At 41.9% G+C, this 26,773-nt stretch carries 23 protein-coding genes and 2 tRNA genes; 19 read left to right on the top strand and 6 right to left on the bottom strand.

Features of this window, described 5'->3' with window-relative positions; all coding sequences use genetic code 11:
• Positions 1–301: 301 nt before the first annotated feature.
• Positions 302–2,623, bottom strand: a complete 2,322-nt coding sequence (locus tag IPM71_06475) for a hypothetical protein (protein ID QQS52376.1) — start codon at positions 2,621–2,623, stop codon at positions 302–304.
• 85 nt (positions 2,624–2,708) lie between these two features.
• Positions 2,709–3,770 (bottom strand): bifunctional diaminohydroxyphosphoribosylaminopyrimidine deaminase/5-amino-6-(5-phosphoribosylamino)uracil reductase RibD, encoded by a 1,062-nt coding sequence (gene ribD / locus IPM71_06470; protein ID QQS52375.1) that lies wholly within the window; start codon positions 3,768–3,770, stop codon positions 2,709–2,711.
• Positions 3,771–3,826: 56 nt separating this feature from the next.
• Between ribD and prmC the strand changes: the two genes are divergently transcribed.
• The 15 genes from prmC (at position 3,827) to IPM71_06395 (ending at position 17,174) form a co-directional block, all read left to right on the top strand.
• Positions 3,827–4,699 (top strand): peptide chain release factor N(5)-glutamine methyltransferase, encoded by an 873-nt coding sequence (gene prmC / locus IPM71_06465; GenBank protein QQS52374.1) that lies wholly within the window; start codon positions 3,827–3,829, stop codon positions 4,697–4,699.
• Positions 4,690–5,160 (top strand): RecX family transcriptional regulator, encoded by a 471-nt coding sequence (locus tag IPM71_06460; GenBank protein QQS52373.1) that lies wholly within the window; start codon positions 4,690–4,692, stop codon positions 5,158–5,160. The genes prmC and IPM71_06460 overlap by 10 nt, the downstream gene beginning before the upstream one ends.
• 77 nt (positions 5,161–5,237) lie before the next feature.
• Positions 5,238–5,795: a DJ-1/PfpI family protein gene (locus IPM71_06455; protein ID QQS52372.1), complete on the top strand. Its 558-nt coding sequence runs from the start codon at positions 5,238–5,240 to the stop codon at positions 5,793–5,795.
• Positions 5,796–6,277: 482 nt separating this feature from the next.
• On the top strand, positions 6,278–6,877 hold the full coding sequence (locus IPM71_06450; protein QQS52371.1) for a hypothetical protein: 600 nt from the start codon (positions 6,278–6,280) through the stop codon (positions 6,875–6,877).
• Positions 6,878–7,105: 228 nt separating this feature from the next.
• Positions 7,106–8,008, top strand: a complete 903-nt coding sequence (locus IPM71_06445; GenBank protein QQS52370.1) for a TIGR01777 family protein — start codon at positions 7,106–7,108, stop codon at positions 8,006–8,008.
• A 195-nt stretch (positions 8,009–8,203) separates the two neighbouring features.
• A complete protein-coding gene (locus tag IPM71_06440) occupies positions 8,204–10,279 on the top strand; it encodes a glycosyltransferase family 39 protein (GenBank protein QQS52369.1) in 2,076 nt (691 codons plus the stop codon).
• 37 nt (positions 10,280–10,316) lie between these two features.
• Complete coding sequence (locus IPM71_06435; protein ID QQS52368.1) at positions 10,317–11,288, top strand: NAD-dependent epimerase/dehydratase family protein; 972 nt, start codon at positions 10,317–10,319, stop codon at positions 11,286–11,288.
• The gene (locus IPM71_06430) at positions 11,261–11,998 is read left to right on the top strand and encodes a glycosyltransferase family 2 protein (protein QQS52367.1); all 738 of its coding nucleotides are present in this window, start codon (positions 11,261–11,263) and stop codon (positions 11,996–11,998) included. The genes IPM71_06435 and IPM71_06430 overlap by 28 nt, the downstream gene beginning before the upstream one ends.
• Before the next feature lie 6 nt (positions 11,999–12,004).
• Positions 12,005–12,478, top strand: coding sequence for a YhcH/YjgK/YiaL family protein (locus IPM71_06425; protein QQS52366.1), 474 nt, complete (start codon positions 12,005–12,007; stop codon positions 12,476–12,478).
• Between the two features lie 171 nt (positions 12,479–12,649).
• Positions 12,650–13,300, top strand: a complete 651-nt coding sequence (locus tag IPM71_06420) for a hypothetical protein (GenBank protein ID QQS52365.1) — start codon at positions 12,650–12,652, stop codon at positions 13,298–13,300.
• Positions 13,301–13,428: 128 nt separating this feature from the next.
• Positions 13,429–13,974, top strand: a complete 546-nt coding sequence (locus IPM71_06415; protein QQS52364.1) for a transposase — start codon at positions 13,429–13,431, stop codon at positions 13,972–13,974.
• Positions 13,975–14,121: 147 nt separating this feature from the next.
• Positions 14,122–14,265, top strand: coding sequence for a hypothetical protein (locus IPM71_06410; GenBank protein QQS52363.1), 144 nt, complete (start codon positions 14,122–14,124; stop codon positions 14,263–14,265).
• A gap of 158 nt (positions 14,266–14,423) precedes the next feature.
• The gene (locus tag IPM71_06405; GenBank protein ID QQS52362.1) at positions 14,424–15,149 is read left to right on the top strand and encodes a hypothetical protein; all 726 of its coding nucleotides are present in this window, start codon (positions 14,424–14,426) and stop codon (positions 15,147–15,149) included.
• Positions 15,150–15,468: 319 nt separating this feature from the next.
• Positions 15,469–15,867 carry a hypothetical protein gene (locus IPM71_06400; protein QQS52361.1) on the top strand — a complete coding sequence of 133 codons (399 nt, stop codon included), beginning with the start codon at positions 15,469–15,471 and terminating at the stop codon, positions 15,865–15,867.
• 548 nt (positions 15,868–16,415) lie between these two features.
• A complete protein-coding gene (locus tag IPM71_06395; GenBank protein QQS52360.1) occupies positions 16,416–17,174 on the top strand; it encodes a fibrobacter succinogenes major paralogous domain-containing protein in 759 nt (252 codons plus the stop codon).
• A gap of 165 nt (positions 17,175–17,339) precedes the next feature.
• Here IPM71_06395 and IPM71_06390 read toward each other — a convergent pair.
• The 4 genes from IPM71_06390 to IPM71_06375 all read right to left on the bottom strand — a co-directional run bounded on the left by IPM71_06390 (position 17,340) and on the right by IPM71_06375 (position 19,799).
• Positions 17,340–17,411, bottom strand: a tRNA-Glu gene (locus tag IPM71_06390).
• A 78-nt stretch (positions 17,412–17,489) separates the two neighbouring features.
• Positions 17,490–18,050, bottom strand: a complete 561-nt coding sequence (locus tag IPM71_06385) for a hypothetical protein (protein ID QQS52359.1) — start codon at positions 18,048–18,050, stop codon at positions 17,490–17,492.
• Between the two features lie 87 nt (positions 18,051–18,137).
• Positions 18,138–19,502 (bottom strand): peptidoglycan synthetase, encoded by a 1,365-nt coding sequence (locus IPM71_06380; GenBank protein QQS52358.1) that lies wholly within the window; start codon positions 19,500–19,502, stop codon positions 18,138–18,140.
• 210 nt (positions 19,503–19,712) lie between these two features.
• Positions 19,713–19,799: transfer RNA gene (locus IPM71_06375), tRNA-Leu, on the bottom strand.
• Positions 19,800–20,447: 648 nt separating this feature from the next.
• Here IPM71_06375 and IPM71_06370 point away from each other — a divergent pair.
• The 4 genes from IPM71_06370 to IPM71_06355 all read left to right on the top strand — a co-directional run bounded on the left by IPM71_06370 (position 20,448) and on the right by IPM71_06355 (position 26,744).
• On the top strand, positions 20,448–23,006 hold the full coding sequence (locus IPM71_06370) for an adenosylcobalamin-dependent ribonucleoside-diphosphate reductase (GenBank protein ID QQS52789.1): 2,559 nt from the start codon (positions 20,448–20,450) through the stop codon (positions 23,004–23,006).
• A 165-nt stretch (positions 23,007–23,171) separates the two neighbouring features.
• Entirely contained in the window at positions 23,172–24,251 is a 1,080-nt protein-coding gene (locus tag IPM71_06365) for a hypothetical protein (protein QQS52357.1), read from the top strand.
• A 70-nt stretch (positions 24,252–24,321) separates the two neighbouring features.
• On the top strand, positions 24,322–24,900 hold the full coding sequence (locus IPM71_06360; protein ID QQS52356.1) for a TIGR00730 family Rossman fold protein: 579 nt from the start codon (positions 24,322–24,324) through the stop codon (positions 24,898–24,900).
• A gap of 209 nt (positions 24,901–25,109) precedes the next feature.
• A complete protein-coding gene (locus tag IPM71_06355) occupies positions 25,110–26,744 on the top strand; it encodes a hypothetical protein (GenBank protein ID QQS52355.1) in 1,635 nt (544 codons plus the stop codon).
• The last annotated feature ends 29 nt before the right edge of the window (positions 26,745–26,773 follow it).

The raw sequence follows: 26,773 nt of genomic DNA, 5'->3' as shown, positions 1-26,773 counted from the left end.
ATAATCACAGAAATTGAATAAAAAGGCCCTGATTGTTAGTCAGGGCCCAATTCCCGTGGTAAATCTTATTGCTATCAGGTTGCTCTCCAGCAGAGCCTAAGTCCTCTTTAGATTTACTCTTGTATTTTACAAAATTTAAAACAAATAATCACCAACTATTTTTGGCACCATTACCAAATTTTATAGTCGAATCCCGATTTACATCAGGACTGAAAGCGGGTGCGTGGGTAAATACCCCGCCTCTTGAGGCGAATAAAATAAAATCCTTTGCAGATACCCCGTCAGCTTGCTGCGGGGAGCTTCATTCCTGAATATTTTTTCGCACGAAGAAAAAAGTGCCATCCTCGTGATCCAGATTTCCGAAAGGAACCAAAACGGGCTTTTCCAATCCTTCCTGTTCCATGCGTAGTGATATTCTTTCGTAAAGAGCATCTAAAGGAATACACGAGGCAGGGTTCGCTTGCAAGGCATCGGTAAAAGCAGAAAGAAACACTGCATGGTTTTGTCCGGTATCTAAAAAAGTAGCACCAAACATCTGGGCCGATTTTTTTGAGATGAGTACAGTATTGTTGCAGTTTTCGAGGCTGTAGGGGATTAGGCTTTCCGAAGTTTTAAGCAATCCTGCACTGCTTATTACTAAAAGGTGTTCGAGCGACGAATAGCTTGCCAATGAAGCCCTTAATGCATTGATTTTATATGAACCCGAAGCATCCTTGATGCGACTGTCGACAGGCAACCAGCAGGCAATTTCTTCCTGCACATCACCTAATCCGGAATACCAGATAAGCAAGGATTTTACTTTGTTGTTTCGCACCAGGTCACGTAATTCAATCGAAAAAAACCATTCCATATCGCGTAAGCTCATGTTGGTTTTGTGAATAAGTCCGGCAAATTCGTATTTACTAAAAGTCTCCAAAAGGTTTTTTATTTCTTCCCCTGGTAAACTGCTGTTATTGTGGTGTGTGTAATTGTTGTTCTCTAGCACCACCAGCCAGGTTTTGCCCATGGGACTTTCATCAGACCTCAGTTTCGATGGGCGCAGGAGCGCAAAGTCGCGCAACGATTGATTGCCATACATATCGGTGGCAGAAATGCTAATAGATGCACTGTTCCTGACATCGACAATGGCAGTAAACCGGGGATTATAGTCCTCCCGGATAAAGTTGGCATCGATGTCATCAATTTTTATGGAAACAATCGGACTTTTATCCAATATCCTGCCTTCGAAGTAAAGACTATTGTCGTCTGGATGAAGCAAAATTTGAGTTTCTTCGCCAATAATGGGGTTTTGAAGCTCAAAACGTGGTTTTTCTTTTTCTGTTTTTATAATAGGATAAGTCTCTGTGCTGAGGTTGTCATAAATATCGGCAATGGTAAAAGAAATAAAATCGACCGATTCAAGCGCAAGGAGGGTATCGAAACGGTATTCGCCTACACCAGAAGGTAAAAAGCTTAGGTTAAGGTTATTGAGCCGCAATATTTTTACCCCCGACACATCACTGATAGTTCCTGAGACAGTCAGCTGCTTTTGGCCTTCTTCTACCCTTATTTCTGCTTGTTCGTTTAATTCGGGCGAAAGCAGGGTAAGCACAGGCTCATTTTCCTCCCTGCTAAGGTCGAAGATGCTTTGTTGGATTTTTCCGGCCAAATTTGCATGTGATTCATCGGTACCTATCAGCAGCAATATGCGACGGTAATCTTTCAGTGCATTTTCCTTTTCGCCAAGCAATGCATACAGAGCTGCTCTTTTTGTAAGGGCGTCCATAGAGGTATCGATTTGCGTCAGGGCTTGGGTATAATCAGCAATAGCTTGGGTAGTATCCATTAAAGCCTCATGAATACCTGCACGAAGCATGTAAAGGGAATAATTATCTCCTCCAACTATTAGTGCTTTGTTTAAGTCGGTAAGAGCTTTGATAGTATCGTTTTGTCGCAGGTAGGCATTGCTTCTAAGAGCAAGTGCTTTGGCATTTTCAGCATTTAGACTAATTATAACTACTGAGCAATTGTCGATGGTATATTGGTAGAGGCCAAGGGTATATTGTATTTCTGCAAGTGCCAGGTAGGCATCTTCAAACCGGCTGTCGCGAATAATTGCTTTTTCGAGAGCCTTTTCGGCAGCAAGTGTATCTCCGGCATGGAAGGCTGCTAAGCCAAAGTAATACAAAGTGCGGGCGGTTTCAGTGATAGCCAGCGCAGCCTCAGCAACGGTATAGGCTTGATTGTAATCTTCCTGTTTTAAAAGTATGCGTGTTTTTATCAGAAGGAGCTCCTCGTCCCGGGGTTTGATCTTTAAACCTTTATCTGCGCAACTACGGGCATTGGTATATTCCTTCAGCTGTAAAAAAAGTTCCGAAGCCAATGTGTAATTGGCCGCTGCATCGTAATCCAGCATTGCAGCCCTGCAGAAGTTTTCGGCTGCATTCAGGCTGTCGGTTTTGGCCAGGTGGGCCAGACCAATGGCAGCATGCAATTTACCATCGGTAGAATCGATGGAATAAGCCTTGTAATACTCTTCAAGGGCTGCATCCGGCATTCCGCTTTCTAAAAGTAAATCGCCAGCCTTAAGATATTGCCGGGCATTTTGTGCCGAAACCTTACCTGCGGAAAAAACTAAAAGCAAAAAGAATATAAAAGGGCGAAGCAACAAGGCAATTCAATATTTAGTGGGAGGCAATTTACAAAAAAAACATAGCACACCGGTCGAATTAAATTGCCTGAGTAGCGATGGGTTTGAAAATTGTCAACTGATCGTTGAGTATTTGTATATCTTCTATGCATTCTTGCTGTAGTACCGGAGCAGGTAAGCCATCATGAAAAGCCCTGGAACCAGTGAATACCCTGGCTTCGTCCCAAAGGTTTTGGTCGATAAACGACTTCAGAAGTTTACTGCCCCCTTCAACCAGTAGCGATTGAACTTCAATGCCCCAGAGGTACTGGAGCATTTGTTCCAGAGCATGTTCCCCAAAATTGATTTGCTCGTAATGCACCGAAGCTGTATCGGGCTTTTGCTCTTCTGTAAACACAAGGGTAGGGGTTTCAGCAGAGAAAACCTTGTAAGAAGTGTCGAGCCGACCAAAACGGTCAGGAACAACCCGCAGGGGCGATTGGCCTGGCCACAAACGGGCCGTAAGTGAGGGGTTATCGGCGATTACCGTATTGGTGCCAACTAAGATAGCATCCACTTCAGTGCGCCATTTGTGCACCATACGCTGCGATAGGCTGTTCGAAATCCAGTAAGGGCCCACCGGAGAGCCGGCTGGCCGAATCACGTCCATAAAGCCATCGGCCGATTGGGCCCACTTCAGTATAATGTAGGGTCTTTTTTTACTGTGAAAAGTAAAAAACTCGTGGTTGATAGCCTTACATTCTTCGTGGAGCACACCTTCTATCACTTCGATGCCTGCATTTCGGAGTTTCTGAATGCCTCTTCCGGCCACCAGCGAATTCGGATCGCCGGAACCTATGACCACACGGGGTATTTTTTTTTCGATTATAAGGTCGGAGCAGGGAGGTGTTTTACCGGTATGCGAACAAGGTTCCAGGCTAACATACAAGGTGCATCTAGTCAGCAGCGACGGGTCTTTCACAGCACGTATGGCGTTTACCTCTGCATGGGGACCCCCAAAATACTCATGATAGCCCTCGCCAATAATCCTGTCGTCGTATACGATTACACAACCTACCATGGGGTTGGTGCGGGTATTTCCTTTGCCATTTAATGCCAGATCGATGCACCGGCGTATGTATTTTTCATAGATTTGCTGCATAGCTTTGCGATAGGTCCTGCGACAGTCAAAAATACAAATCCTTGAAATTTATTTGCATGTCAGAGGAAAAGAATATCTTTTACCCCCAAACCCTTCAGCAGCTTCAACTATTATTTCGCGAAAGGCTGAAAGGAATTTACGATCGACAGGAGACAGACAGCATATTCTCCCTGGCGGCTGAATTTGCAATTGGATTAAGCCCCATTCAGCTTCATACTCAGTCCGAAGTAAAACTCGGTTCTGAGCCAATTGGCATAATGAAGAACATTCTGGAGCGACTGGCACTTAATGAGCCTATCCAATACGTACTGGGACGAGCTGATTTTTACGGCTTAAATTTCGAGGTGAATGGCCTTGTGCTCATTCCACGTCAGGAAACTGAATTACTCGTTGATTCCATTATCAGGGACAACAAGCTGCATCAACCTCGCATTTTGGATATCGGAACCGGAAGCGGCTGCATTGCCATTTCACTGAAAAAACACATAATGGGAGCCCAGGTAACTGCCATCGACATCTCTCCCGGCGCGCTTGAAACCGCAAGGCGCAATGCCATTCGGCATCAGATGGAAATAGACTTCAGATTAGACGATATTCTTCATCCTCACATTCATTTTCCCCTTTTCGATCTGATTGTGAGCAATCCGCCGTATATTCGTATGGCAGAACAGCAACTGATGCAAGCCAATGTGCTGGATTTTGAGCCTCACTCTGCCTTGTTTGTTCCCGATGCCGACGCCTTATTGTTTTATAAAGCAATTGCCTCTTATGCCAGCAATCACCTAAAACCCTCTGGTGTTTTGTGGGTTGAAATCAATGAATCGCTAGCCGATGAAACGATTGATGTCTTTAGAAAGGATGGCTTTACTCAACATCTGTTGATTCAGGACCTAAATCAGAAAAACCGCATCATCAAATCATGGAGGTAAGAAAACAAATAAACAGCGACGAAGCGCTCGAAAAGCTGAAATACTTATGCAGCAAAGCCGAAAAGTGCCTTTTAGACATTAAGACCCGCCTCGACGAATGGGATTTATCTGGAGAGTTCGACAATATCAGCCAAATACTAACGAGTGAAAAATACATTGATGAGGCGCGCTACACCCAAGCCTTTGTGAACGATAAAATCCGGCAAGGGAAATGGGGAAAACACAAAATAAGGTACTTGCTTAAACGAAAAGGGATTGCCCCAAAATCCATCGAAACATGCCTGGTAAGTTTTCCTGCGAAGGAATACAAAACACTTGTCATACGCGAGTTGCAAAAGAAAAACAACACCATAAAGGAGACGAATCCCTACAAACGCTATCAAAAACTAAGTGCCTTTGCTGCACAGAGAGGGTACGAAACCGAATTTCTGAGAGAAATTTTAGACAATACACCGGAGTAAGGGTTTTAAAATTACCTGGAGCACAATATTTCGAAAATTACTTCATAAATTTAAACATCACTTAAAATTATCGGAACATGAAAACAGCATTTGTTCATTTTGCCGAAGGGTTCGAAGAAATAGAGGCCCTAACCATTGTGGATGTGTTACGCAGGGCCGATATCCCTAATCAAATGGTTTCTATTACCGGACATCGGCAGGTAACCGGTGCACATGGAATAAAGATTGTAACCGATGTGGTTTTTGAAGATGTGAATTACGACCAGGCCTCAGTAATTATTTTGCCGGGAGGTATGCCTGGCTCTGGCAACCTAATGAAACACGAAGGATTAGCTACAGTCCTTCAAACACAAGCCCATAAAAACGAACCAATTGCAGCCATCTGTGCAGCCCCTATGGTGCTAGGTGCATTGGGGATACTGGAAGGAAAAGATGCTGTGTGCTATCCGGGATTTGAAAAACATTTAAAAGGGGCCACCATCAAACAAACGTCCACTGCCATGTCTGGTGCAATCCTCACAGGGAGGGGGCCCGGGGCTGCACTCCACTTTTCGCTCGATTTGGTAAAATTGTTAAAGGATACAGAACTGGCTTCGAAACTGGCTAATGACATGCTGGTGGAAAACTGGAAATAGATAAAACATAACTATAAACGAGGAGGCTGAAAGTTTATTTCAGCCTTTTTTTTGTTTGGCTTAACAGGAAAAATTGATTATTAATCATTGGAAAAAAAATTGAAATGAAGGCAAAAAAATAGACATATAGAATAAAAATGAATAAAAAAATGAGTTACTGCCCCAAAAAATGAAGGATAAAAATGAAAAAACGATAAGAAATGAGGCTATACCCTAAAAAAGTGAAGAATTTGATTGTTTCTAATCCTGAAATCATAATTAACTGATAATCAGACAATACATAAATATGCATTGTGTATTAAATAACATAAATGTTAAATTAACATAAAAAGCACTAAAAAACTTATAAAAAATATAAATAGATGCAAAAACAGATAAAATATGTAAGAAAAAATTAATGTTTTTTTAACAATATATCTATTGCAGTGAAATATTATGCCCTTAACTTTGTCGAAGTAATTATTTACTAATTATTTCAAAAAATGAACAGAGTTAAAAATGTAGTGCTACGTGCACTGCTTATTTTTGCAATTACCGGCATGCCTGTTGTGGCTATGGCCGGCGGAGGTGTAAAGGTGAAAACCAGCACCAGTGAACAAAACAAGGCAGTAATTTCGCTGGTCGAAATTGAGGCCAAGCAAGTCAACCTATCTATTGAGAACGATGAAGAAACTGTAATATTCTACTCTACACACGTTAAAAATACATCCGATTTTAACAGGGTGTTTGATTTTTCGCGTTTGGCAGATGGCAACTATGTGATTGTTGTAAAATGGAACAACGAGATTGTTAAGAAACCAATTGCAATCGAAGATTCGAAGGTGATTGTGAAAGAAACCGAGTTGGTCAATGAACCTGTATTCAGGCTTAGCGACAAAACTTTACTCGTATTTCTGAATAATCCTTCAAAATCTAAAACAGAGGTTAAGATTTTAACCGAAGAGGGAGTGTTTTTCGAGGATTCGGGTAGCGAAGCCAATTTTGCCCGTAAATACGATTTATCGAATTTACCTACAGGTGAATACGAAGTATTATTATCGAACAAACGCAAATCTTTCAATCATACAATTTCTCTTTATTAATATTTCATGCATTTTTCGTACTCCTTTTCTTAAGGAGTAGTCACACTTCATAGTTTTCAATTAGTTAGGGTTAGAGCCCGGGAGTAGTTAACCCGGGCTCATTTTTTTTACCGCTGTCAGAAAAAACCACCAATAATTGTTTCTTGGCAATTCTAAAAGTTTTTAGTTAATCCTTACTATTGCTGAAAAAGAGGACTAACTTTTACCCATTCTGCTTGTTATTGCTATATGGAATCTGCAAAGAAAAAAAACCTTCTCATTTGTGGTGGCTCAGGCTTAATTGGTCGGGCCCTCTCAAGTTACCTGCAAAATCAAGGATTTGCAGTTTCCATACTTAGCAGGAACAGAAATTATTCTGGACCATTCCGCAGTTTTTACTGGAACCCCGATGAGGATTATCTCGATCCGGAGGCATTGAAAAATCAACATTACCTGATAAACCTAAGTGGCGAATCCATTGCAGGGGGATGGCTGGGAACCTCACGTAAGAAAAAAATACTTCAAAGTCGTATACGTCCATTGATGCTGCTTTCAAAAGAGCTCGAAAAGCTCGACCAAAAGCCACTAAAACTAATCAGCGCCTCGGCCGTGGGGTTTTATGGTCATCAACCCAATGTACTGTTAACCGAAACAGCACCGGCGGGAACAGGCTATCTGGCCGAAGTGTGTGCCGAATGGGAATCGTGCCTCGAAGATTTTAAAATTCCTGTTGCTACTTTGCGAATTGGAGTTGTGCTAAGTCAGGATGGGGGCTATTATCCAAAAATGAAAAAAATTTTAAAGAGCAGAATTAACCTCGTTTTTGGATCCGGAAATCAGTTTGTTTCATGGATTCATATCGATGACCTGGTGCGGGCCATACATTTTATTCTGCTTCATCCCCAATCATCGACAGTGTATAATTTGTGTAGCCCTGAACCTATTCAGGTAGCCAGTTTGCAGACATTGATTGCCCAACAGGCTGGTTATAAAGTACTCCGCATTAATATTGCATCCGGCATCGTAAAGTTTCTGCTGCAAAGTCTTTCTGAAATTTTTCTGCACGATCAGCAAGCGGTTCCACACAACTTGCTTGCACAGGGTTTTCAATTCGAGTTACCTAAAATCGAAAAAATACTCCAAAAAGAGTAACCCGAAAGGCTGGGACATCCTATTCTCAATTATCCTTAGCAATTAGTCTTTTACTGGATCAATAATCAGTTTAGAGCAGCTAATTTTATTCCCAATAAGGTTTTGCAAAGACGAAGTCTTTCCATTAAATTTAGCGCGCCGTAAAACCTAGGTTTTCGGTTGTGGAAAGGATTGTAATTTCAATGTAAACTCAAAATGAGCAAATCAAAACCAAGCCCTGAAGTACGGAATTCTTTTCCAGACTGGAGTTTCCTTTCGGGCAAAACTACCATAATAATTCTTGCTGTAATTACCCTGGCAGCCTTATTGCTGCGCTACTACCAACTGGGATATTTATCCTTATGGGTCGATGAATACATGCATGTAAGCCCGGCATACCGCTTTTTAAAAGGCGGGTCGATGATGCAATCGGATAACAACGGTATATTCTTAACCTGGGTTATCATCGCCTTCTTCAAACTCTTTGGAGCAAGTGAGATTACTGCACGGATACCCAGCATTTTATTCGGAAGTTTATCGATACCACTCATTTATTTCCTTGCAAAGAAACTCTTTAACCGCAACGTGGGCATAATTGCCGCGTTTTTAGGGGCCTTTTCACTTTATGCAATTATCTGGTCGCGCATTGCCCGCAATTATGCCAGTTTCGAGTTTGCCTACCTTCTTTTGCTTATTGTAATCTGGATGGCATTTAATCACACTTCAGAGACGGAGAAAGGCAAGAATAATTTTTTTACACGCAACCAAATCAATAAGAAATATTTATTGGCCTTACCCTTTGTATTCGTGTTTTCCCTGATTAACCATCAGCTTACATTTTTTGCGGTATTTGGTTTAAGCACTTATTTGGTCTATTTGGCCATTGGCCGGATGATTCGGGGTGGTAAGGGCGCTTTCACAAACTTCTATGCTCTTGCAAGTTACCTCATTGTTGCTGCGGTAATCGTGTTTTTTACACCCAGCCTGCTCGACAAGATTGCAAGGCCGGTATTGGGAATTCTTTTGCCAGACCGGATTATTAACTGGGTATTGCCAGACTGGAGCTACATTTTTACGCAGTTTAAAGGGGAAGAGACTCGTTTTGCCTGTTTTAAAACTTATTTTAATATTGTAAAGGACGATTATACTATCCTTTACTACCTTGGTATATTGGGCCTTCCGGCTTCATTCTTTCTTCAAAAGGCAAGACGTGGGGCAGCTTTTATGACTTCGATGTTCCTGGTGCCTTTTTTACTGATGAGTTTTATTTTCCGCAATCCTTGTACGCCGAATTACCTTTTATTTATCTATCCGCTTTTCCTTATTTCAGCAGCAACAGGCCTTTATTTTATAGTTTCTCGCTTAGTGCCCCTGATTGCGCCCCAAAAGCTTACGGAAAAGAAAGGCTTTAGTATCTTTCTTTTCCTCGTCATAGCCGGCTTGTTACTGGCAGGTTCTCCCTTTGGGAAGATCAAGTCGCTGGTTACTACCAAGGAACATGGGCAGGTGGCGCCCAAAAGCCTTATTCATGTGGGTTATGTGAACTGGAAAGGCATTTGCAAAAAGATGAAAAGGATGATTGCCAAGGAAGACCTGGTACTTTCGACCTGGCCCGGAGCTACCGATTGGTACCTTAAGCGCGACAATTCGGTGTGGTTTCGCCAAAGGGTTTACGATACCAAGCTGAAGCAATACGTTTACCGCGAAGCAACCGGTGAGCCCAACACCGCTACCTCATACGACGATCTGGTGAATACCTACAACAACAACAAAAAAGGCTGGTTTTTTGCCGATTATTATTTCGACAATGTAATGACCGATCCGAGGGCTAAGGATTTTATTATTCGCAACACCAATTATCATTTCGATTTGGGCAATGGCGACGTACAAATATTTAGCTGGAACCACGATGAGCCCCGGAAGTTTACCAACACCCTGGCCATTGAATTAGGAAAAAATCCGGCTCGGGTAGCTTCGCAAAAATTGAATTTCAACCTGAATACCTCAGCCCTCAACAGCCTTAGAATATTTATCGAAGCCGAAGGCCTCGACAGGCCAAACGAAGGGTTTATTGTGATTAACGATAAGCGCACCGTGGCTTTTACGCTTCAGGAGATCGGGAGTACCGGGGGCTTTAAATACTTCGATCCACGCAGACAGTATTATGCCTTTACCATCGCTAAAACCGATTTAGTAAATGGTCAGAACACCTTGCAGATAGCCTACAACAATCAGGTAAAAGACAACCCGAGAGGTTTTGTGGTGTATAACATATCGTTTTTAAACCAATAGTTTCAAAATATCAAATAAGTAACTTAACAACATTCTCGTGAAAATATTAATAACCGGAGTAGCCGGTTTTATCGGGTCAAATCTTGCAGAAGCCTTGCTTGCAAAGGGTCATGATGTATATGGAATCGATAATCTGAGTTATGGCGAATTGCGTAACATTGAACCCTTTCTGACTCATGAAAAATTTCATTTCCACTCGGGAGATATCTGTAACCCTTTTGTAATAAAAGAGTACAAGGTTGACCTGGTTGTGCACCTGGCCTCGCAGAAGATACCACGCTATTCGAGCGCTTTTCGTACCCTCGACGAAAACCAGATCATGTTGCGGAACATTGTAGCCAAATGCCTTGCAGACAAGAGTAAACTTTTATTTGCTTCGACCTCCGATGTGTATGGCAAAAACAAACAGGTGCCTTTTACCGAAGAATCGGACCTGGTGATGGGACCTCCTACTGTGAAACGCTGGGCCTATGCCATTTCGAAAATGTATGGCGAACAATACATCCTGGCCAACCACGATGAGTTTGATCTGAAATACACTATTGTCCGCTTTTTTGGTTCCTATGGCCCCAACCAAAACCTCACCTGGTGGGGAGGGCCACAATCGCTTTTTATCAGCAGGTCGGCCAGGCAGGAAGCGCTTGAGATACATGGCGATGGCTTGCAAACCCGCACCTTTACCTACATTAAAGATACCGTAGCCGCCCTGGTGCTCTGCATCGAATCAGAAAAGTCGGACAACGAGATTTTCAACATAGCCTCTGATCCTAGCGAAGAAATTACCATAGCAGATCTTGGCCGGCTGATCTGGAAACTGGTCAACGGCGATAAAATTCCACCCCAGCTGAATATGATTCCTTATTCGAGCTTTGGAAAATACGAAGATGTACAGCGCAGGGTGCCATCGATTGATAAACTCATTTCATTTTTTGGTTATAAACCCCGTTATACCTTGGCCGATGGCCTGAGGGAAACCATTGAATGGCAACGCAAAATAGAAAAATGGTAAGCTATTTCCTCATTCCCCTTTACAACGAGTCGGCCAACATACAAGAGCTGCACGATAACCTCACTGCGGTGCTGCCGGGGGTAGATAAGTTTTTTGTGTTAGTCGACGATTGCTCAACTGATGACACCATTCAACAAATTCATTCGTATTTTAAAGATACTTCTTATCATGTCATTGAGAAGCCACTCAACCAGGGCCCGGGCGATTCGTTTAACCTCGGCTTCGAATGGATTTTAGCCAATTCTTTGCCGGGAGCCGAACTCATTGTGACCATCGAAGGCGACAACACGTCCGATTTAACCACTTTGCCAAAAATGCATGCCATAGCCAATCTGGGCTTCGACCTGGTGCTGGCCTCGGTATATGCACAGGGTGGTAAACTCGAGAAAACAGGATTGTTTAGAAAAATCGTTTCGCTGGGAGCCAATGTCGTGTTGCGTTCGGTGTTTAACCTGCGTGTAGCCACCATGAGTTCGTTTTACCGTATTTACCGCATATCGTTGGTGCAAACAATCAAAAACAACCATTCGGAGATAATCCGCGAAAAAGGTTTTATTTGCATGGTCGAAATATTGATTAAGGCCATTAAATCGGGTGCATCGGTCATCGAAGTGCCAACCAATTTGTTGTCGCACAAACGAAAAGGCCGGTCGAAAATGAAAATACTTCGTACTTTTAAAGAATACCTTCGGTTTTTAATCATGAAATAGATAATTATGGCTATTGTCGGAAATCTTCGCACCCTTGCGTCACAAACAAGTCATACCAGAATACTTCAGGCGCTGGATTATTTATCACAAACAGATTTGAATGCTATTTTCCTCACTCTGAGTGAGGGATCCAGCAAAACCATGGAGATAGATGGCAAAGCCTTGTTTGCCATTTTCCAGACCTATACCAGTAAAACCGGCGAAACGATTAAAATGGAAGGGCACCGGCAGTACATCGATGTACAGTACATTTTCGAGGGAGAGGAAAAAATCCTTTTAGCCTCGGAAGAGGATATTACTGAGGCAGACACCTATAATGTTGAGAAAGACTATTTCTTTCCCAAAGTAGCAGCTTTTTCTTCAGTGATACTGCGCCAGGGCGAAGGGGCTGTGCTTACCCCACTGGATTTACACGGGCCCGGCTATTGTGTCGATAAGCCGGGTATTGTGAAGAAAGTAGTAGTGAAGGTGGCAGTTTAATAATCTTTTACTACCACTTCGCCTCGCGCCTTAATTATTGGCGAAACCAGTATGACCCAAAGATCCCGATTGCTGCGCATCGGGATCAGTTCGACTTGATAATTTTAGTTCATCCCGAATTCTCGTGATTTCTAAAATTATAGTCTCACTGATTTAATCTGAAAAACAGGAGTGAAAACGATTTCAGTTCCATTTTTACATCCGGCACCAGCTCTTGATAACCTGCTTATCAGCCCCTTGTTGCAAACTATGACTGTGCATGAAATAGCAAGCCTCAACTGGCCTGAATTCAATTATCAACCAAAAGTATCTTTTTCCATAGCCTGCACACAGGCTGGCATTATATTAAAATTTTATGTAGAGGAAGAAGGCACTCTGGCACGAATCCTCACTGACAACGGCAAAGTTTACAACGACTCATGTGTAGAGTTTTTCGTAAGCCTTCCGGGCGATGAGGCTTATTATAACTTTGAATTTAATTGCATTGGGCGGTTGTTGTTGGGTTATGGCACTTCGAGACACAACAGGCTCCCCGGACCTCAGAAGGCAACCGACAGCATTTACAGGCAGTCGACTTTAGGCACAGAAGCAATTGCACACACGAGTGGTTTAGTTAGTTGGGAACTGATAATAGCAATATCATTTCAGGCTTTTTTTATGCACCCGGTAAAAACCTTAAAGGGCGAGAAACTGAAGGCCAATTTTTACAAGTGTGGCAACGAAATGCCCCAACCGCATTACCTGAGCTGGAGTCCGGTACATTCGACACAACCCGATTTTCACCGGAGCGAGAGCTTTGGAGAATTGTTGGTGGGTGAATAAGGCTTAGTTAAATTCCTTACGTGTCTGGTTGACCCATTTGAGCCCATCTGCTAGCGCGAGCTTTTAGCTCGTGCTAATGTTACCTCAAAAGAATTGCCTTCCTGCCGGAATTTAATATTTTTACTTCTATGAGTAGAAAATATAAATTTCATAATCCGGAAGGTGTTTATTTTGTTTCGTTTGCCACGGTTTACTGGTTAGATGTTTTTGTACGTGAGCAATATTTTATTTCTTTTATCGAAAGCCTGGAATATTGCAGAAAAAGTAAGGGTTTGGAGTTATTTGCATATTGTATTTTACCAAGTCATGTCCATTTAATATTCCGAGATAAAAATAATAATCCGAGCAAGCTGATTAAGGAGTTAAAAACCTTTACGTCTAAAAGAATACAGGAACTTATCGTAGAAAATCCTAAGGAAAGTCGGAAAGAATGGTTATTATGGATGATGCAAAGAGCAGGAGAGAAGAACAGTAATGTAAAAAACAGGCAATTCTGGCAGCAACACAATAAACCAATAGAGTTATGGAGTAATGATGTTATTGAACAAAAATTAGACTATATTCATAATAATCCGGTGGAGGCTGGATTTGTTAACGAACCGCAACATTGGAAGTATAGCAGTGCGGCATATTATTGTGGAGAACAAGGTTTAATTGATATAGACTTGCTTTAAGCACGAGCTACAAGCTCGCGCCAGCCAGGGATTTTCAGATATGCAGCACGACAACATAAAAGAAATAACGAATATCAGTTTTGGACACATGAACCACGAAGTGCTCAGCGAAGCTAAAACCATGCAATCGAACTCGATAATGCTAAAATGATAGAACAAAGAATTAACTATATACACGAAAATCCGGTAAGAGCGGGTATTGTGGTAAATGCAGAAGATTATCTGTACAGTAGTGCCAGGAATTACGCAGAAATAGATAGTATATTGGAAATTGACAGAATTGATGGATAATTATCTGTAGCGAATGCTACGGAAATTGTTCAGCGTAGTAAAAACTACGCTGAGAGGGGGGAAATCTATAATGAATTAACATTTTGTTCTGCAATTTAATTATTCAATTTGTGAAATAAAAAACCAATTATCATAAACCTACCAACAATTACTAATTTATGGCATCTGTAAGAATTAAAAAGATATTCGCAGGCATCTCAGAAAAAACAATAGGTTTACTTGGATTCATTATTAGCGTTGTGGCAATTACCCAAACCTGCCGTCAAGCCAAACTAAACCAAAATGCAGTAAATGCAGAATATAGACCATACGTTTGGGTTGAACCTGGTGAATATGGGTTGATTCCGACCTATGACACCAAAGATTATTTTGTGTATGAAACTATTGATATACCAATAACCTTCATAAATGATGGCAAAACTCCCGCATACCCTATTTATGTAAACTGTAATGTAACAATATACGATCTAGATCAATTTGATTTTCGAGAATACATTAGAAATGCAGATAGAGAAAAAAAAGATATCATTGTACAAAAATTTTTTCGCACCGATAGTAATAACCCTTTAACTAAAAGTATTGACCTAAGAAATCCTTTGGACTATGATAAAGAAAACAAGGTACTGTTTTCTGATGTCATCCTAAAAGATCACCCCTTTTCCATTGTGTTTCGAAGAACTGCCATAAAATCAAAGAAAATTGAGACAATGTTTCTTCACATTTATATTGTTTACAAAGATGCTTTTAAAAACTATCATGAATTATATCATAGAGAAAAATTATATCTTAACACTGTAAGTTCTCAACCGTTATCCCCTGTGATTGAAATAAAAACATATAGTTCTAATCCTATCCCTGAAAGATTTAGGAAAAGTAAGTATTAAACAATAACTTAATCTAGTAAAAGGAAATAATTTATATTTCTTTTGCTTATCGTCAATTTGATAAAAAATAGGATTCGTTGACCAATAGTTGGCCAAAACAGGCATAAAAAAACCCTCATCCCCTCTCGTCCTCGTTTATAATGAGGATGGGTAAAAGAGATAAAGTAATATAGATAGGCAACTAAGTTAAAAACTTAAAAACCTCGTCGCAGATGAGGGCCAGATGGCGAGGAATAGCTTAATAAATGATAATAGATAAATGAGGCTTTCTATCCATTGTAAGAATTCCATTGTTTATATTTGATAGAAAATAAAGAGCATGAAAAAAATCTTTCGCATTGCAATTTTCATTGCTGTGCTGGCATTGGCAATATTAATTTGGTGGCGCTATTACTTTGTGTTTGGCGAAGGGGTAAAGGCTGGCACCTTGAACTTTATTGTTAAAAAAGGCTATGTCTTTAAAACCTTCGAAGGTCGATTGATTCAGACAGGATTTAAAACATCAGCCCCAGGAGCACTGCAAAGCAATGAGTTCGAATTTAGTGTTACCAACGATAGTATTGCAATGGTATTAGAGCGTTGTAGCGGAAAAGAGGTAGAACTTCGCTACAAGGAATACCTTCATGCTATTCCCTGGCGCGGCATGAGTAATTATGTTGTTTTCGAGATACTTAGCATCGAAAACAAAGAGCCTCAGAGTACTTTCCCCATTGAATAAGTAAATTATTTAGCAGGCTACCTTTGTTTGTTTGACAACTTCATCGCTTTGGCAAGACTGTTACTTTTACCCCTGCTGGCAAGCACTAAAAGTTCATGCTAATAAGAATAAACAAATGCCTGGTTAGAAAATCCAGGCATTCGTTTTTTAAGTGGTTCAAGGTTTCTTGTTGAAATTCTAACTACAAGCACGAGAATCCTGCCTAAACGAGTTGATATTATTTATATTTAGAAAAGAACGGTTTAGCATTAAGCTACTGAAAAAGAGGATTTTGATTTGGTTAAAAAAACAACCTAGGTTCACGAATCCGACTTTTTGCCTGATCGATGTTTTGGTCTGGCATCATCTTTGAAATGTTTTGCCACATTACCAAAATACTGGAGCATGGAAGGCCGGGAAAATAGTTAAGGCAAGTGATGAACAAAAAAACACAGTATCGAGTTACTCCTATTTTTCACCCCAATTTTTAGCCATAAGAACTCGAAACCTTCACTTTCAGGCAATCATAACAACTAGATAAATTACTACTACCACTTAAATTTAAAACGATGGAAACTAAACAAAAATTTGCAGTAATCATTTCAATGTTCTTGGGTATATTTTTAGTATTTTCCAGTAGTTGCGAGAACGAGGATGATAATGAGCCATTACCAGACAATACAACAAATGGAAAAACTACAGCCGTGTTTAATACTAATGTAACCTATGGAATAATGACAGACCAAGATAGCAATGTGTATAAAACAGTCACTATCGGCACACAAACCTGGATGGCCGAGAACCTTCGAACTACTAAGTACAACGATGGTACCCCCATACCCCATGTAATCAATAATGACGAATGGATAGCTTTAACAACAGGAGCATATTGTAACATTAAAAACATAACAATTCCTGATACAATAGCCACTTATGGCCTTCTATACAACTGGTATGCTGTAAATACAGAAAAACTCGCTCCTGAGGGCTGGCACATACCCAGTGATGAGGAGTGGACTACCCTAGCAACTTATTTGGGTGGCGAAAGCATTGCTGGTAACAAACTCAAAGAATTCGGAACTATGCATTGGACAAGTCCTAACCCCGGAGCCACTAACGAAACAGGCTTTACAGCGCTTCCAGGAGGCTATCGCAATGAAACCAATGGAGCGTTCGAAGGTATTGGACTCAATGGAATTTGGTGGAGTAAAACTGAAATCGATACTGATTATGCCTGGTATCGATTTATTCATTACAATAACAGCGATTTTCTGAGGTACCACTATGTGAAGGAGTATGGCTTATCTGTTCGCTGTGTGAAAGATTAAGACACTTTTTCCACACTTGCATTGAGCTCGTCTGAGGCCAGCGTAAGTTTTTTTGTTGAAGCATTAAAAACCCCGGCAATCCGAGGTTTTTAATGCTTTCTTCTTTTCAGCTATTCCCTGAAAACAAAAAACCCCACTCCGGCAGGCGAAGTGGGGAAAATTCTGTAGTCCGTAGGGGAATCGAACCCCTGTTACCAGGATGAAAACCTGGCGTCCTAACCCCTAGACGAACGGACCTTGCTGATTTCGTATCTGAAATCGGAGTGCAAAAATAAGGGAATTTATTTTTGGTGCAAATTTTTTTTGCGAAAAAAATTAGTTCCAGTTCATAGTAATTTCAATTACCTTACCATCTGCCTGTTCGCGCACAAACCTATCGGTGAGTTTTACATTCTTGCAGCCAGAAATTTCGAGCGCTCTTTCGCACCAACCCATGATACGTTTTTCAATTGCCGGGTAACGGTTTTCAATTTTTGTGAATTCCACCACCACTCCATTGGGCAATTCTTTTACCACATTCACCTCAATAGGGCGGTAATAAGTGATCATTACACGCGAGGCTCTTTTTACAATGTATTGGGGGTTGGCAGCCATTACAAATATTTTATAAATACCTGTCAGGGCTTTTTCGGCACTATAACGGCCTGCTTCGATAGCCCCTTTTTCGATATTACCCTTGTAAAACATCTTTCCGATTTTCTCGGTGGGATCTTTTGCACCTGATTCCACCGGATACCATTTTGTAGAGTCGATAGTGGACATGTAGATTGCTTTTGATGCAGGCTCAAGGGAATTCAGCCACTTTTCAAAATCGTTTGGGTAATTGCGCTTTACAAAATCTCTGATTGCAATAACAGCGGTACCTTTTACTTCCATAATGTTTATAGGATTGTATGATGTGTTTCAGTTTTCTTTCTCAATATAAAAAAAAAAGGTGAATTTGCTCTTAAATTGAAATGAAAATCAATTAAAAAGTGAAACAAATTCAACCGAATCAATTCCCCCGAAGTTTCCGGAGCTCATTAACAACACTATTTGCCGGTTTTTGGAGCGGTTTGTTTGAAGCCACGATTTTAAGTTTTTTGTATCCGTGATAACTTCTATTTCTTCATTGCCAAAGGCTTCCACAACTTCCTGAGGGCTGATGGGCGGGAGTTTTTTATGCTCAATTACCTGTGGGTTAAAAAACACAGCAGCTTTAGTAACCCCATCGAGGCTTCCATGGTATTCTGCTAAAAACTCCTTATTTAAACTGCTAAAGGTATGAAGTTCGTACACCGCTACAATTTCTGCTATTGGGTATTGATTTTTTACCGCTTCAATGGTGCCTGCTACTTTCGAGGGCGAATGGGCAAAGTCGAGGAAAATGGTATTTTGCTTGTCATCGAAAATCTTCTGCAAACGTTTGGCCGAGCCTTTAAAGCTACCGATGGAATCGTAAAAAGCCTCTTCGCCAATGCCCAGCGAAAGACACACCTCGCGTGCACCGGCAAGGTTTTGCAGGTTATGGGCACCAAAAACTTCCAGTGCCACAGATTTTTTATTTTCAAGATGCAGGTGTGTGATACCTTCTTCGATTTTGCTGGCCGGAGCTGAAAAGGGAATCATCTTGATGTCGGTACGGGGGCGGTTTTTTACCAATTGCTGCAAATGCGTATCGTGTTCAAAATAGAACAGTATACCCTGAGGCATAATTTTATCGATGAAAATCTTAAACTGTTCGAGGTAAACCTCAAAAGTCGGAAACACATTGATATGGTCCCATCCAATGCCGTTAATCAGGGCAATGTGGGGATAGTACAGGTGAAATTTAGGCCGTCGGTCGATGGGGGATGACAAATACTCATCACCTTCAAATACTGCGATGGTGGCTTCATCGGAAAGCGATACCATGGTTTCAAATCCTTCAATCTGGGCTCCTACCATGTAGTCAAATGCCATGCCTTGCTTTTTCAATACGTGCATAATCATGGAGGTAACGGTCGTTTTACCATGGCTTCCTCCTATCACCACTCTTTTCTTGTATTGGGTTTGCTGGTACAGAAATTCAGGGTAGGAATAGATCTTCAGGTTTAGTTCGCGGGCACGAATCAATTCGGGATTATCTTCACGGGCGTGCATGCCCAGAATAACTGCATCGAGTTGTTTGTGAATGCGTTCCGGAAACCACCCATAAGCATCAGGGAGCAGGCCGGCTTTCTCGAGGCGTGTGCGCGAGGGTTCAAATATCTCATCGTCGGACCCAGTGATGGTGTAATTTTTTTTCAGAAGGGCAAGTGCCAGGTTGTGCATGGCCGCTCCGCCAATAGCTATAAAGTGTATTTTCATCCGAGAGTAATTTTTAAATAGGGCCGGATGGAACTCGCATGATGAATTTTCTTCTGAATTTGTGATTAAGATAGCATGCTCGTTTCATACCCGTAATTTGGGGGTGAAAATAGGAAAGCTATTCAATCTTTTGCTCAAGGAAGTTGTAAAGTAATTAACAAGCGATGACATAAAATAAAAACCCCCAACGAGATTCATTGGGGGTTTGCCTGGTACCCAGAGCCGGGGTCGAACCGGCACTCCGGTGAAGGAACTGGTGTTTGAGACCAGCGCGTCTACCGATTCCGCCATCTGGGCATTCTTGAACTATAAAAACAGGCAGTAGTTTTGAACTAGCACCTTTTATTATTGTTTCAATGGGCGGTGGCTCATTCCAGTTACCTGGAATTCGTTATCGCCAATTGGTTATTTTTTGGCAAAAACCTCGAAATCCCTTAACCTATAAGGCTATTCCGATGTTTTTTTCGGTGTGCGAAGATAGGGAATAGTTTGCTTTCAAACAAAAATATTTAATTTGATTCAATAATGTTTAGAATATCAATAGCATAGTGGGTCGAATACACAAAAAACCTGTTCACGTTAGCCTTGTATATTATATTTTTCTCTTGTTTTCGCCTTTCACGATGTTAATAAGTCACTCATAAAAATTCTCTCGAAAAAGTTGCGTTTGACAATTCTATTTCTTATCATAATGAAGGCTGTAAAATCCTACTAATCAGCATTTCAGGCGGTTATAACCGAAAGTTAATAACTATCGGCAAATGTTAAAAACTACAACTCGTTTCCAATTGTTCAGGAATAATTCTGTCCATATATTGCAAGTCCAACCTCGGGGAATTTTCTCACGATTTATTATACAACAACAGAGCACCTTAAATATTTTTGCCCATGCAAGCCGAAGAGATTAAAACCAATCAGCTGTCTGTCGACAGGGAAGTGAAAGAGATGAAAAAAAATGATGACAATAGCGGACCTAAGGTGTATACCTACGACGAAGCATTGAAAAGTTCTATTGAGTATTTTAAGGGTGATGAGCTTGCTGCTACAGTATGGATAAGCAAGTATGCGCTGAAAGATTCGTATGGCAAGTTGTACGAAAAAAATCCTGACGACATGCACCGTCGTCTGGCGAGCGAGATTGCCCGTATAGAGAAAAAATATCCCAATCCGCTTACGGAGGATGAAATTTTTGATGTACTGAAAGATTTTAAATATATCGTGCCTCAAGGTGGGCCCATGACTGGCATTGGCAATAATTTTCAGATTGCGTCATTGTCGAATTGCTTTGTGATCGGAAACGATGGCCCCTCAGATTCCTACGGTGCCATTATGAAAATAGATCAGGAGCAGGTTCAGCTGATGAAGCGTCGTGGAGGTGTTGGTCACGATTTGTCGCATATTCGCCCCAAAGGAAGCCCCGTATTAAACAGTGCACTTACCTCTACAGGTGTAGTGCCTTTTATGGAACGCTATTCCAACTCAACCCGCGAAGTGGCCCAGGATGGACGGCGTGGAGCGCTAATGCTTAGTATCAGCATCAAACACCCCGATTCAGAGTCTTTTATCGATGCAAAAATGTCTGCCGGAAAAGTTACCGGAGCCAACGTATCGGTGCGTATCGACAACGAATTTATGCAGGCTGTTGTGGACGGGAAACCATACCGTCAGCAATACCCTGTCGATTCGCCCAATCCTACCTTTGTGAAAGAAATTGATGCCCGCAAGTTTTGGGAAAAAATTGTGCACAATGCCTGGAAATCTGCCGAACCCGGCATACTTTTCTGGGACACAATCGCATCAGAGGCTATACCCGATTGCTATGCCGATTTTGGCTACAAAACGGTATCGACCAACCCTTGCGGCGAAATTCCGCTATGTCCCTACGATTCTTGCAGGCTATTGGCTATCAACCTATACAGCTATGTCGAAAACCCCTTTACTGCCGAAGCCCGTTTTAATTTCGACCTGTATAAAAAGCATGTGCATGTCGCGCAGCGCATGATGGACGATATCATTGACCTGGAACTGGAAAAAATTGATGCCATTCTGGGCAAGATATCCAACGACCCTGAGGAATTGGAAGTGAAACGCGTCGAGAAGAAGCTTTGGGAAAACATTCGCTTAAAAGCTGAAGAAGGCCGTCGCACAGGTATTGGCATCACCGCCGAAGGTGACATGCTGGCCGCTCTTGGTTTGCGTTACGGCAGCGACGATGCAACCGACTTCTCGGTTGAAGTGCACAAAACCACTGCCATCGAAGCCTACCGCTCGTCGGTATACACTGCCCGCGACCGTGGAGCCTTTGCTATTTACGATACAACCCTGGAACGCAACAATCCTTTCATTCAGCGTTTGCGCAAAGAAGACGAGAGTCTTTACCACGACATGGTAAAATATGGCCGCAGGAACATTGCTCTGCTTACCATTGCCCCCACAGGCACCACCAGCTTAATGACGCAGACTACTTCCGGCATCGAACCAGTGTTTCTGCCCGTTTATAAGCGTCGCCGCAAAGTTAATCCCAACGACACCAGTGCACGCGTTGCCTTTATCGACGAAGTGGGTGATTCGTGGGAAGAATACTATGTTTTTCATCATAAGTTTTTAACCTGGCTTGAAATAAACGGCTATAACACCGACGAAGTAAAGGCTTATGACGAAGAGCAATTAAAAGAAGTAGTAGCGAAATCGCCCTATTACAAAGCTACTTCGAATGATGTCGACTGGTTGAGCAAAGTACACATGCAGGGCGAAGTACAAAAGTGGGTCGACCATTCCATCAGTGTGACCATTAACTTACCCGAAGAAGCCAAAGAAGAATTGGTGAGTGAGCTTTATGTCAGTGCCTGGAAAAGCGGTTGCAAGGGAGTTACCGTATACCGCGATGGTTCGCGCACCGGTGTACTCGTGAGTAACGACAGTAAAAAGAACGATGCCTCTGCGGACGAAGAAAGCCATTCACTGGTTCGCCCAAAAGTACTCGATGCCGAGATAATACGTTTTAACAACGACGACGAAAAGTGGATTGCTTTCGTGGGCATCAAGGATGATCGTCCGTACGAAATCTTTACCGGTTTGGCCGACGAGGAGATGTTTCCGATACCAAAGTCAATTAAAAAAGGAAAGATTATCAAGGCACAGGACGAGAATGGTGTATCGCGTTATGACTTTCAGTATACCGATAAATTTGGATATAAAAACACACTGGGCGGACTTTCGCATATGTTCGACAAAGAATACTGGAACTATGCCAAACTGATTTCAAGCGTGTTGCGCCACGGAATGCCTATACCCGACGTGGTGCGACTTGTAAGTTCGCTGCACCTCGACAGCGACAACATCAATACCTGGAAAAATGGAGTGGAACGTGCCCTGAAAAAATACATTCCGAATGGTACCAAAGTGAAAAAGGGAGTGAAATGCCAGGAATGCGGATCGGATAGCCTAATTTATCAGGAAGGCTGCTTGATTTGCACCGATTGTGGATCTTCGAAATGCGGTTAACGAAACCGCTGCTTTTCATACAATAAGGGAGCTATAAGAGAAAGCCATACAGCGGGCTTTCTCTTTTTTTTTGCCGATGGAGATAGGTTTACAAACGAAGATGAGGTATTCGTACCTGGAAAAGATTAACTTATGTGGAATCTAACCAACTTAATCTTATCAACCATGAAAAAGTATTTTGTTCTTTTTGCATTGCCCTTTCTTCTCTATACCTGCAACGAGGAAGAGGATGACAACAACGACAATGGCCAGCCGCTTTCGAATATAGTGGAGGTGGCAAACGACATTGAAACTCCTACAACCTGGTATGCCGATTCGGTTTATTTAATTACGGCTTACGATTTATGGGTAGTCAGTTCTCTAACCATACAGCCCGGTACAGTCGTAAAGTTTTCTTCGAATGTAGGACTCGTTGTAAGTGACGAAGGAGCCATTCTTGCCAATGGCACCAGTTCGAAGCCCATTGTGTTTACTTCGGTAAAAGACGATAGCCATGGAGGCGACGTCAACGGCGATGGTTCAGCTACCTCGCCATCTGTAGCCGACTGGGAGAACATCCTGGTCGAAACCAATGGTTCTGTTTTTAGCTATTGCGAATTTTATTATGGAGGTAGTGGCTCCTATCTTTCGGTTCTCGAAATCTATGGTAGTTCAGCCAGTATTACACATTGTTTGTTTGTGCATAACAAAGGAGGAAAAGATGGCGACTTTTACTACGGTGCTTTGGATGTAAGCAATGCAAGTTTAAATACAGTGGTTGCCAACAATACCTTTTACCTAAACACCCTTCCTTTGTCGATCGACTGCGCCATGAGTATTGGCAATACCAACACCTTTTTCAATCCGCAGAATCCATCCGAAGGAAATACCATGAACGGTATATTTACCTACAATTACGATGATATACCTGCAGCGACAAGCTATACTGAAACGGAGGTACCTTTTGTACTGAGCGACAATGACCTTTGGATTGAAGCCTCAGGTTCCCTAACCCTGGCCAGCAATGTCGTCATCAAGTTTACCTCCGAAAGTGCGCTTGTTGTAGGCATGGGCGGAGTGCTTAACCAGAATGCTACAAATGCATTCACCTCATTTAAAGACGACAGCCGCGGTGGCGATACCAATGGCGACGGCTCGGCAACTTCACCTTCCGATGGCGATTGGATTGGAATTTATGACGATTCGGGTGTAGTACCCTATCCGCATTATTATTTGTGGTCGAATATACATTACGATTCTTATTAAACTATTTTTTGGCTGGCAGTGTCTTTAACTATGAACTGCCAGCCATTTTTCATTTTATCCCAGAAATATTATGCCTCATCTTATCACAGTTTATTGTGCTTCGAGCCGAAAAATCCATTCAAAATATACCGATGCCACCATTGCCCTGGCCGATGAATTGCTGAAACGCAAGGCGCAAGTGCTTTACGGAGGGGGTGCAGTGGGGCTGATGGGAACCCTGGCCAACCGCTATCTGGAGAAGGGAGGCCTCATTAAAGGAATAATTCCGGAATTTATGGTGAAGGTGGAATGGGCCCACCCTGGCGTAAAAGATATGGTTGTGGTACATGATATGCACCAGCGAAAAAAAATGCTGATTGAAAACACCGATGCCGTAATTGCCCTTCCGGGTGGTACCGGCACCCTCGAAGAGCTCATTGAAGTAATAACACTTAAGCGTTTAGGTAAATTCTCGAAACCAACACTTCTGCTTAATGTCGATGGATTTTATAAGCCTTTGCATGATTTTCTTCAAAAAATGGCCGACGAGCACTTTCTAAATCCCGAGCACCTTGGCATGTGGAAACTCATTGACAAACCTGCAGATTTCTGGCCAGCCATAGACAATAGCGCCGAATGGCACAGCGATATCAGTTTGGCGCAGGTCTAGGGTAGAAGATTCATATCAGCTCAAATTATTCTTAACAGCATTTAGAATTCCTCTGTTTAAAAATATGTTCGATTAATGCTTTTTGAGTAAAATTAAGAGGCGCCAAATAATTACCTGATGTATTGTTGATGTAGCTTATTATTTGAGCAATTTTAAAACAAGCCATAACATTGCATTTGTGTAACTCACTAAAACAGGTAATGGGAATAATGAGAATTTTAGTCTTTTTGGCGCTTATCTTCTTGGCTGCTTGCCAAAATAACCAGCAAGTAATTACTAAAACCAATCATCTCGAAATCAAAGACAGGTGGTATTATATCAATGGAGAGAAAACATTTATAAGCTCCATTGGTTACGAAATTGGAGCCCGTCCCGGAGAGCACCCTTACAAGGATAAAAGGGAACTGCAATTGGCACGTATGCGAAATGACCTGAAGCTTATTAAAGAGGCAGGTTTTAATTCTATCAGAACCTGGAGCGATCTTACCGAAGAGGAAGTAAAAGTGGTTCAGGAATCGGGGCTGTACCTCATTTTTGGATTGTGGATTGAACCCCATGGCGAGTTTAAAGATCCGCAGTTTGTGGAAGATGCCAAGCAACATGTGAAGGAGACGATGGCATACACTAAAAATTACGACTGTATAATTACCTATCTCATAATGAATGAGCCTATGCCAGGCCATATCTACAATCAGGGTGCTGAAGCTACCGTTAATCTCTGGCTTGACTTGCGCGATATTATTCACAGCGAGCACCCGGATGTTCCTGTCACTTTCTCAATTAACTCGAGGGTGGGAGAGTATGTCGACCAGAATATTTTTGATGTCTACGCCTGTAATACCTACGATCATAACGAAGACCATATTTATACCCAGGGATTTGGGCCCCATTTCGAGTATTTGCGTGATTTGTATGGACAAGAGAAACCATTTCTGCTGACCGAGTTTGGCATGTCCGTTTCGCAAATTGGTTATGGTTTATATGGTGGAAATACCTATAAAAAGCAAGCCGAATGGCTTATCCGCAATTACTCTGACGCACTCGATGGTGGAATTAACGGAGCCTGCCCTTTTTACTATGCCGATGGATGGTGGAAAGCCGGTGCTCCCGATACCCACGATCCATATCCCGAGGCCTGGTTTGGCTTCTGGGGCTATAGCGATCTTAACGACACCATCGGTCATCCGCGTCCTGTGTGGTACGATATCTCCGAATATATTCAGGCAATACTTACATCGCCACGTAATCAACAGATATATACAAACAAAGTACCGGTCGAATTATTTTTAACCTCTGCCGTATCACAGGTAAGGGTTTTGTTTCACGATAAAATTGTTTTCGAGCAAAAAGATATCCAATCGAAACATTTCGAGGCTACCATTGACTTTGGCAGCGAGGCCATACGCGACCGCGAACTGGTTTTTGAGTTTTTAAATTCTGAAGGCAAGCTTATTAAACACGAAACCATTATGATTTTAACTTCCCCCGAACATGTTTCGCTGCCTGTTGTGGAAGTAGAGCTTGCTGAAAGCGATATGGCAAAATCGGATATTTGCCGGGCTAAATTTACAGTAAAAAACAATGGTGTGCTGGTGCTCGACAGCGAATTAAAATATGTGTTTACCAAGCATGTCGACTGGCAGGCTGGCGAGAATAAAAAAGCTATAATCGACCCTTTGAAACCGGTTAATGTGGTGAATGCAAGTTATGAAATACCAGCTGAAAGTAATATTTTAAATATTACAGCCGGAGTAGATGCCAGATTTGGAAAATTTGTGAAACGAATTCACGGAGGAGAAATTATTTACCGTGGCAATTGGGCCGATGCCATTGGCGTAAAATAATAATAGTTATGCAGTAGGTTGCAAGCAAG

It is taken from the genome of Bacteroidota bacterium (assembly GCA_016699695.1).
In the GTDB taxonomy this organism is placed as follows: domain Bacteria; phylum Bacteroidota; class Bacteroidia; order Bacteroidales; family UBA10428; genus UBA10428.
Note: the sequence above shows the minus strand (reverse complement) of the source record. Positions and strands in the feature narration are given on the sequence as shown.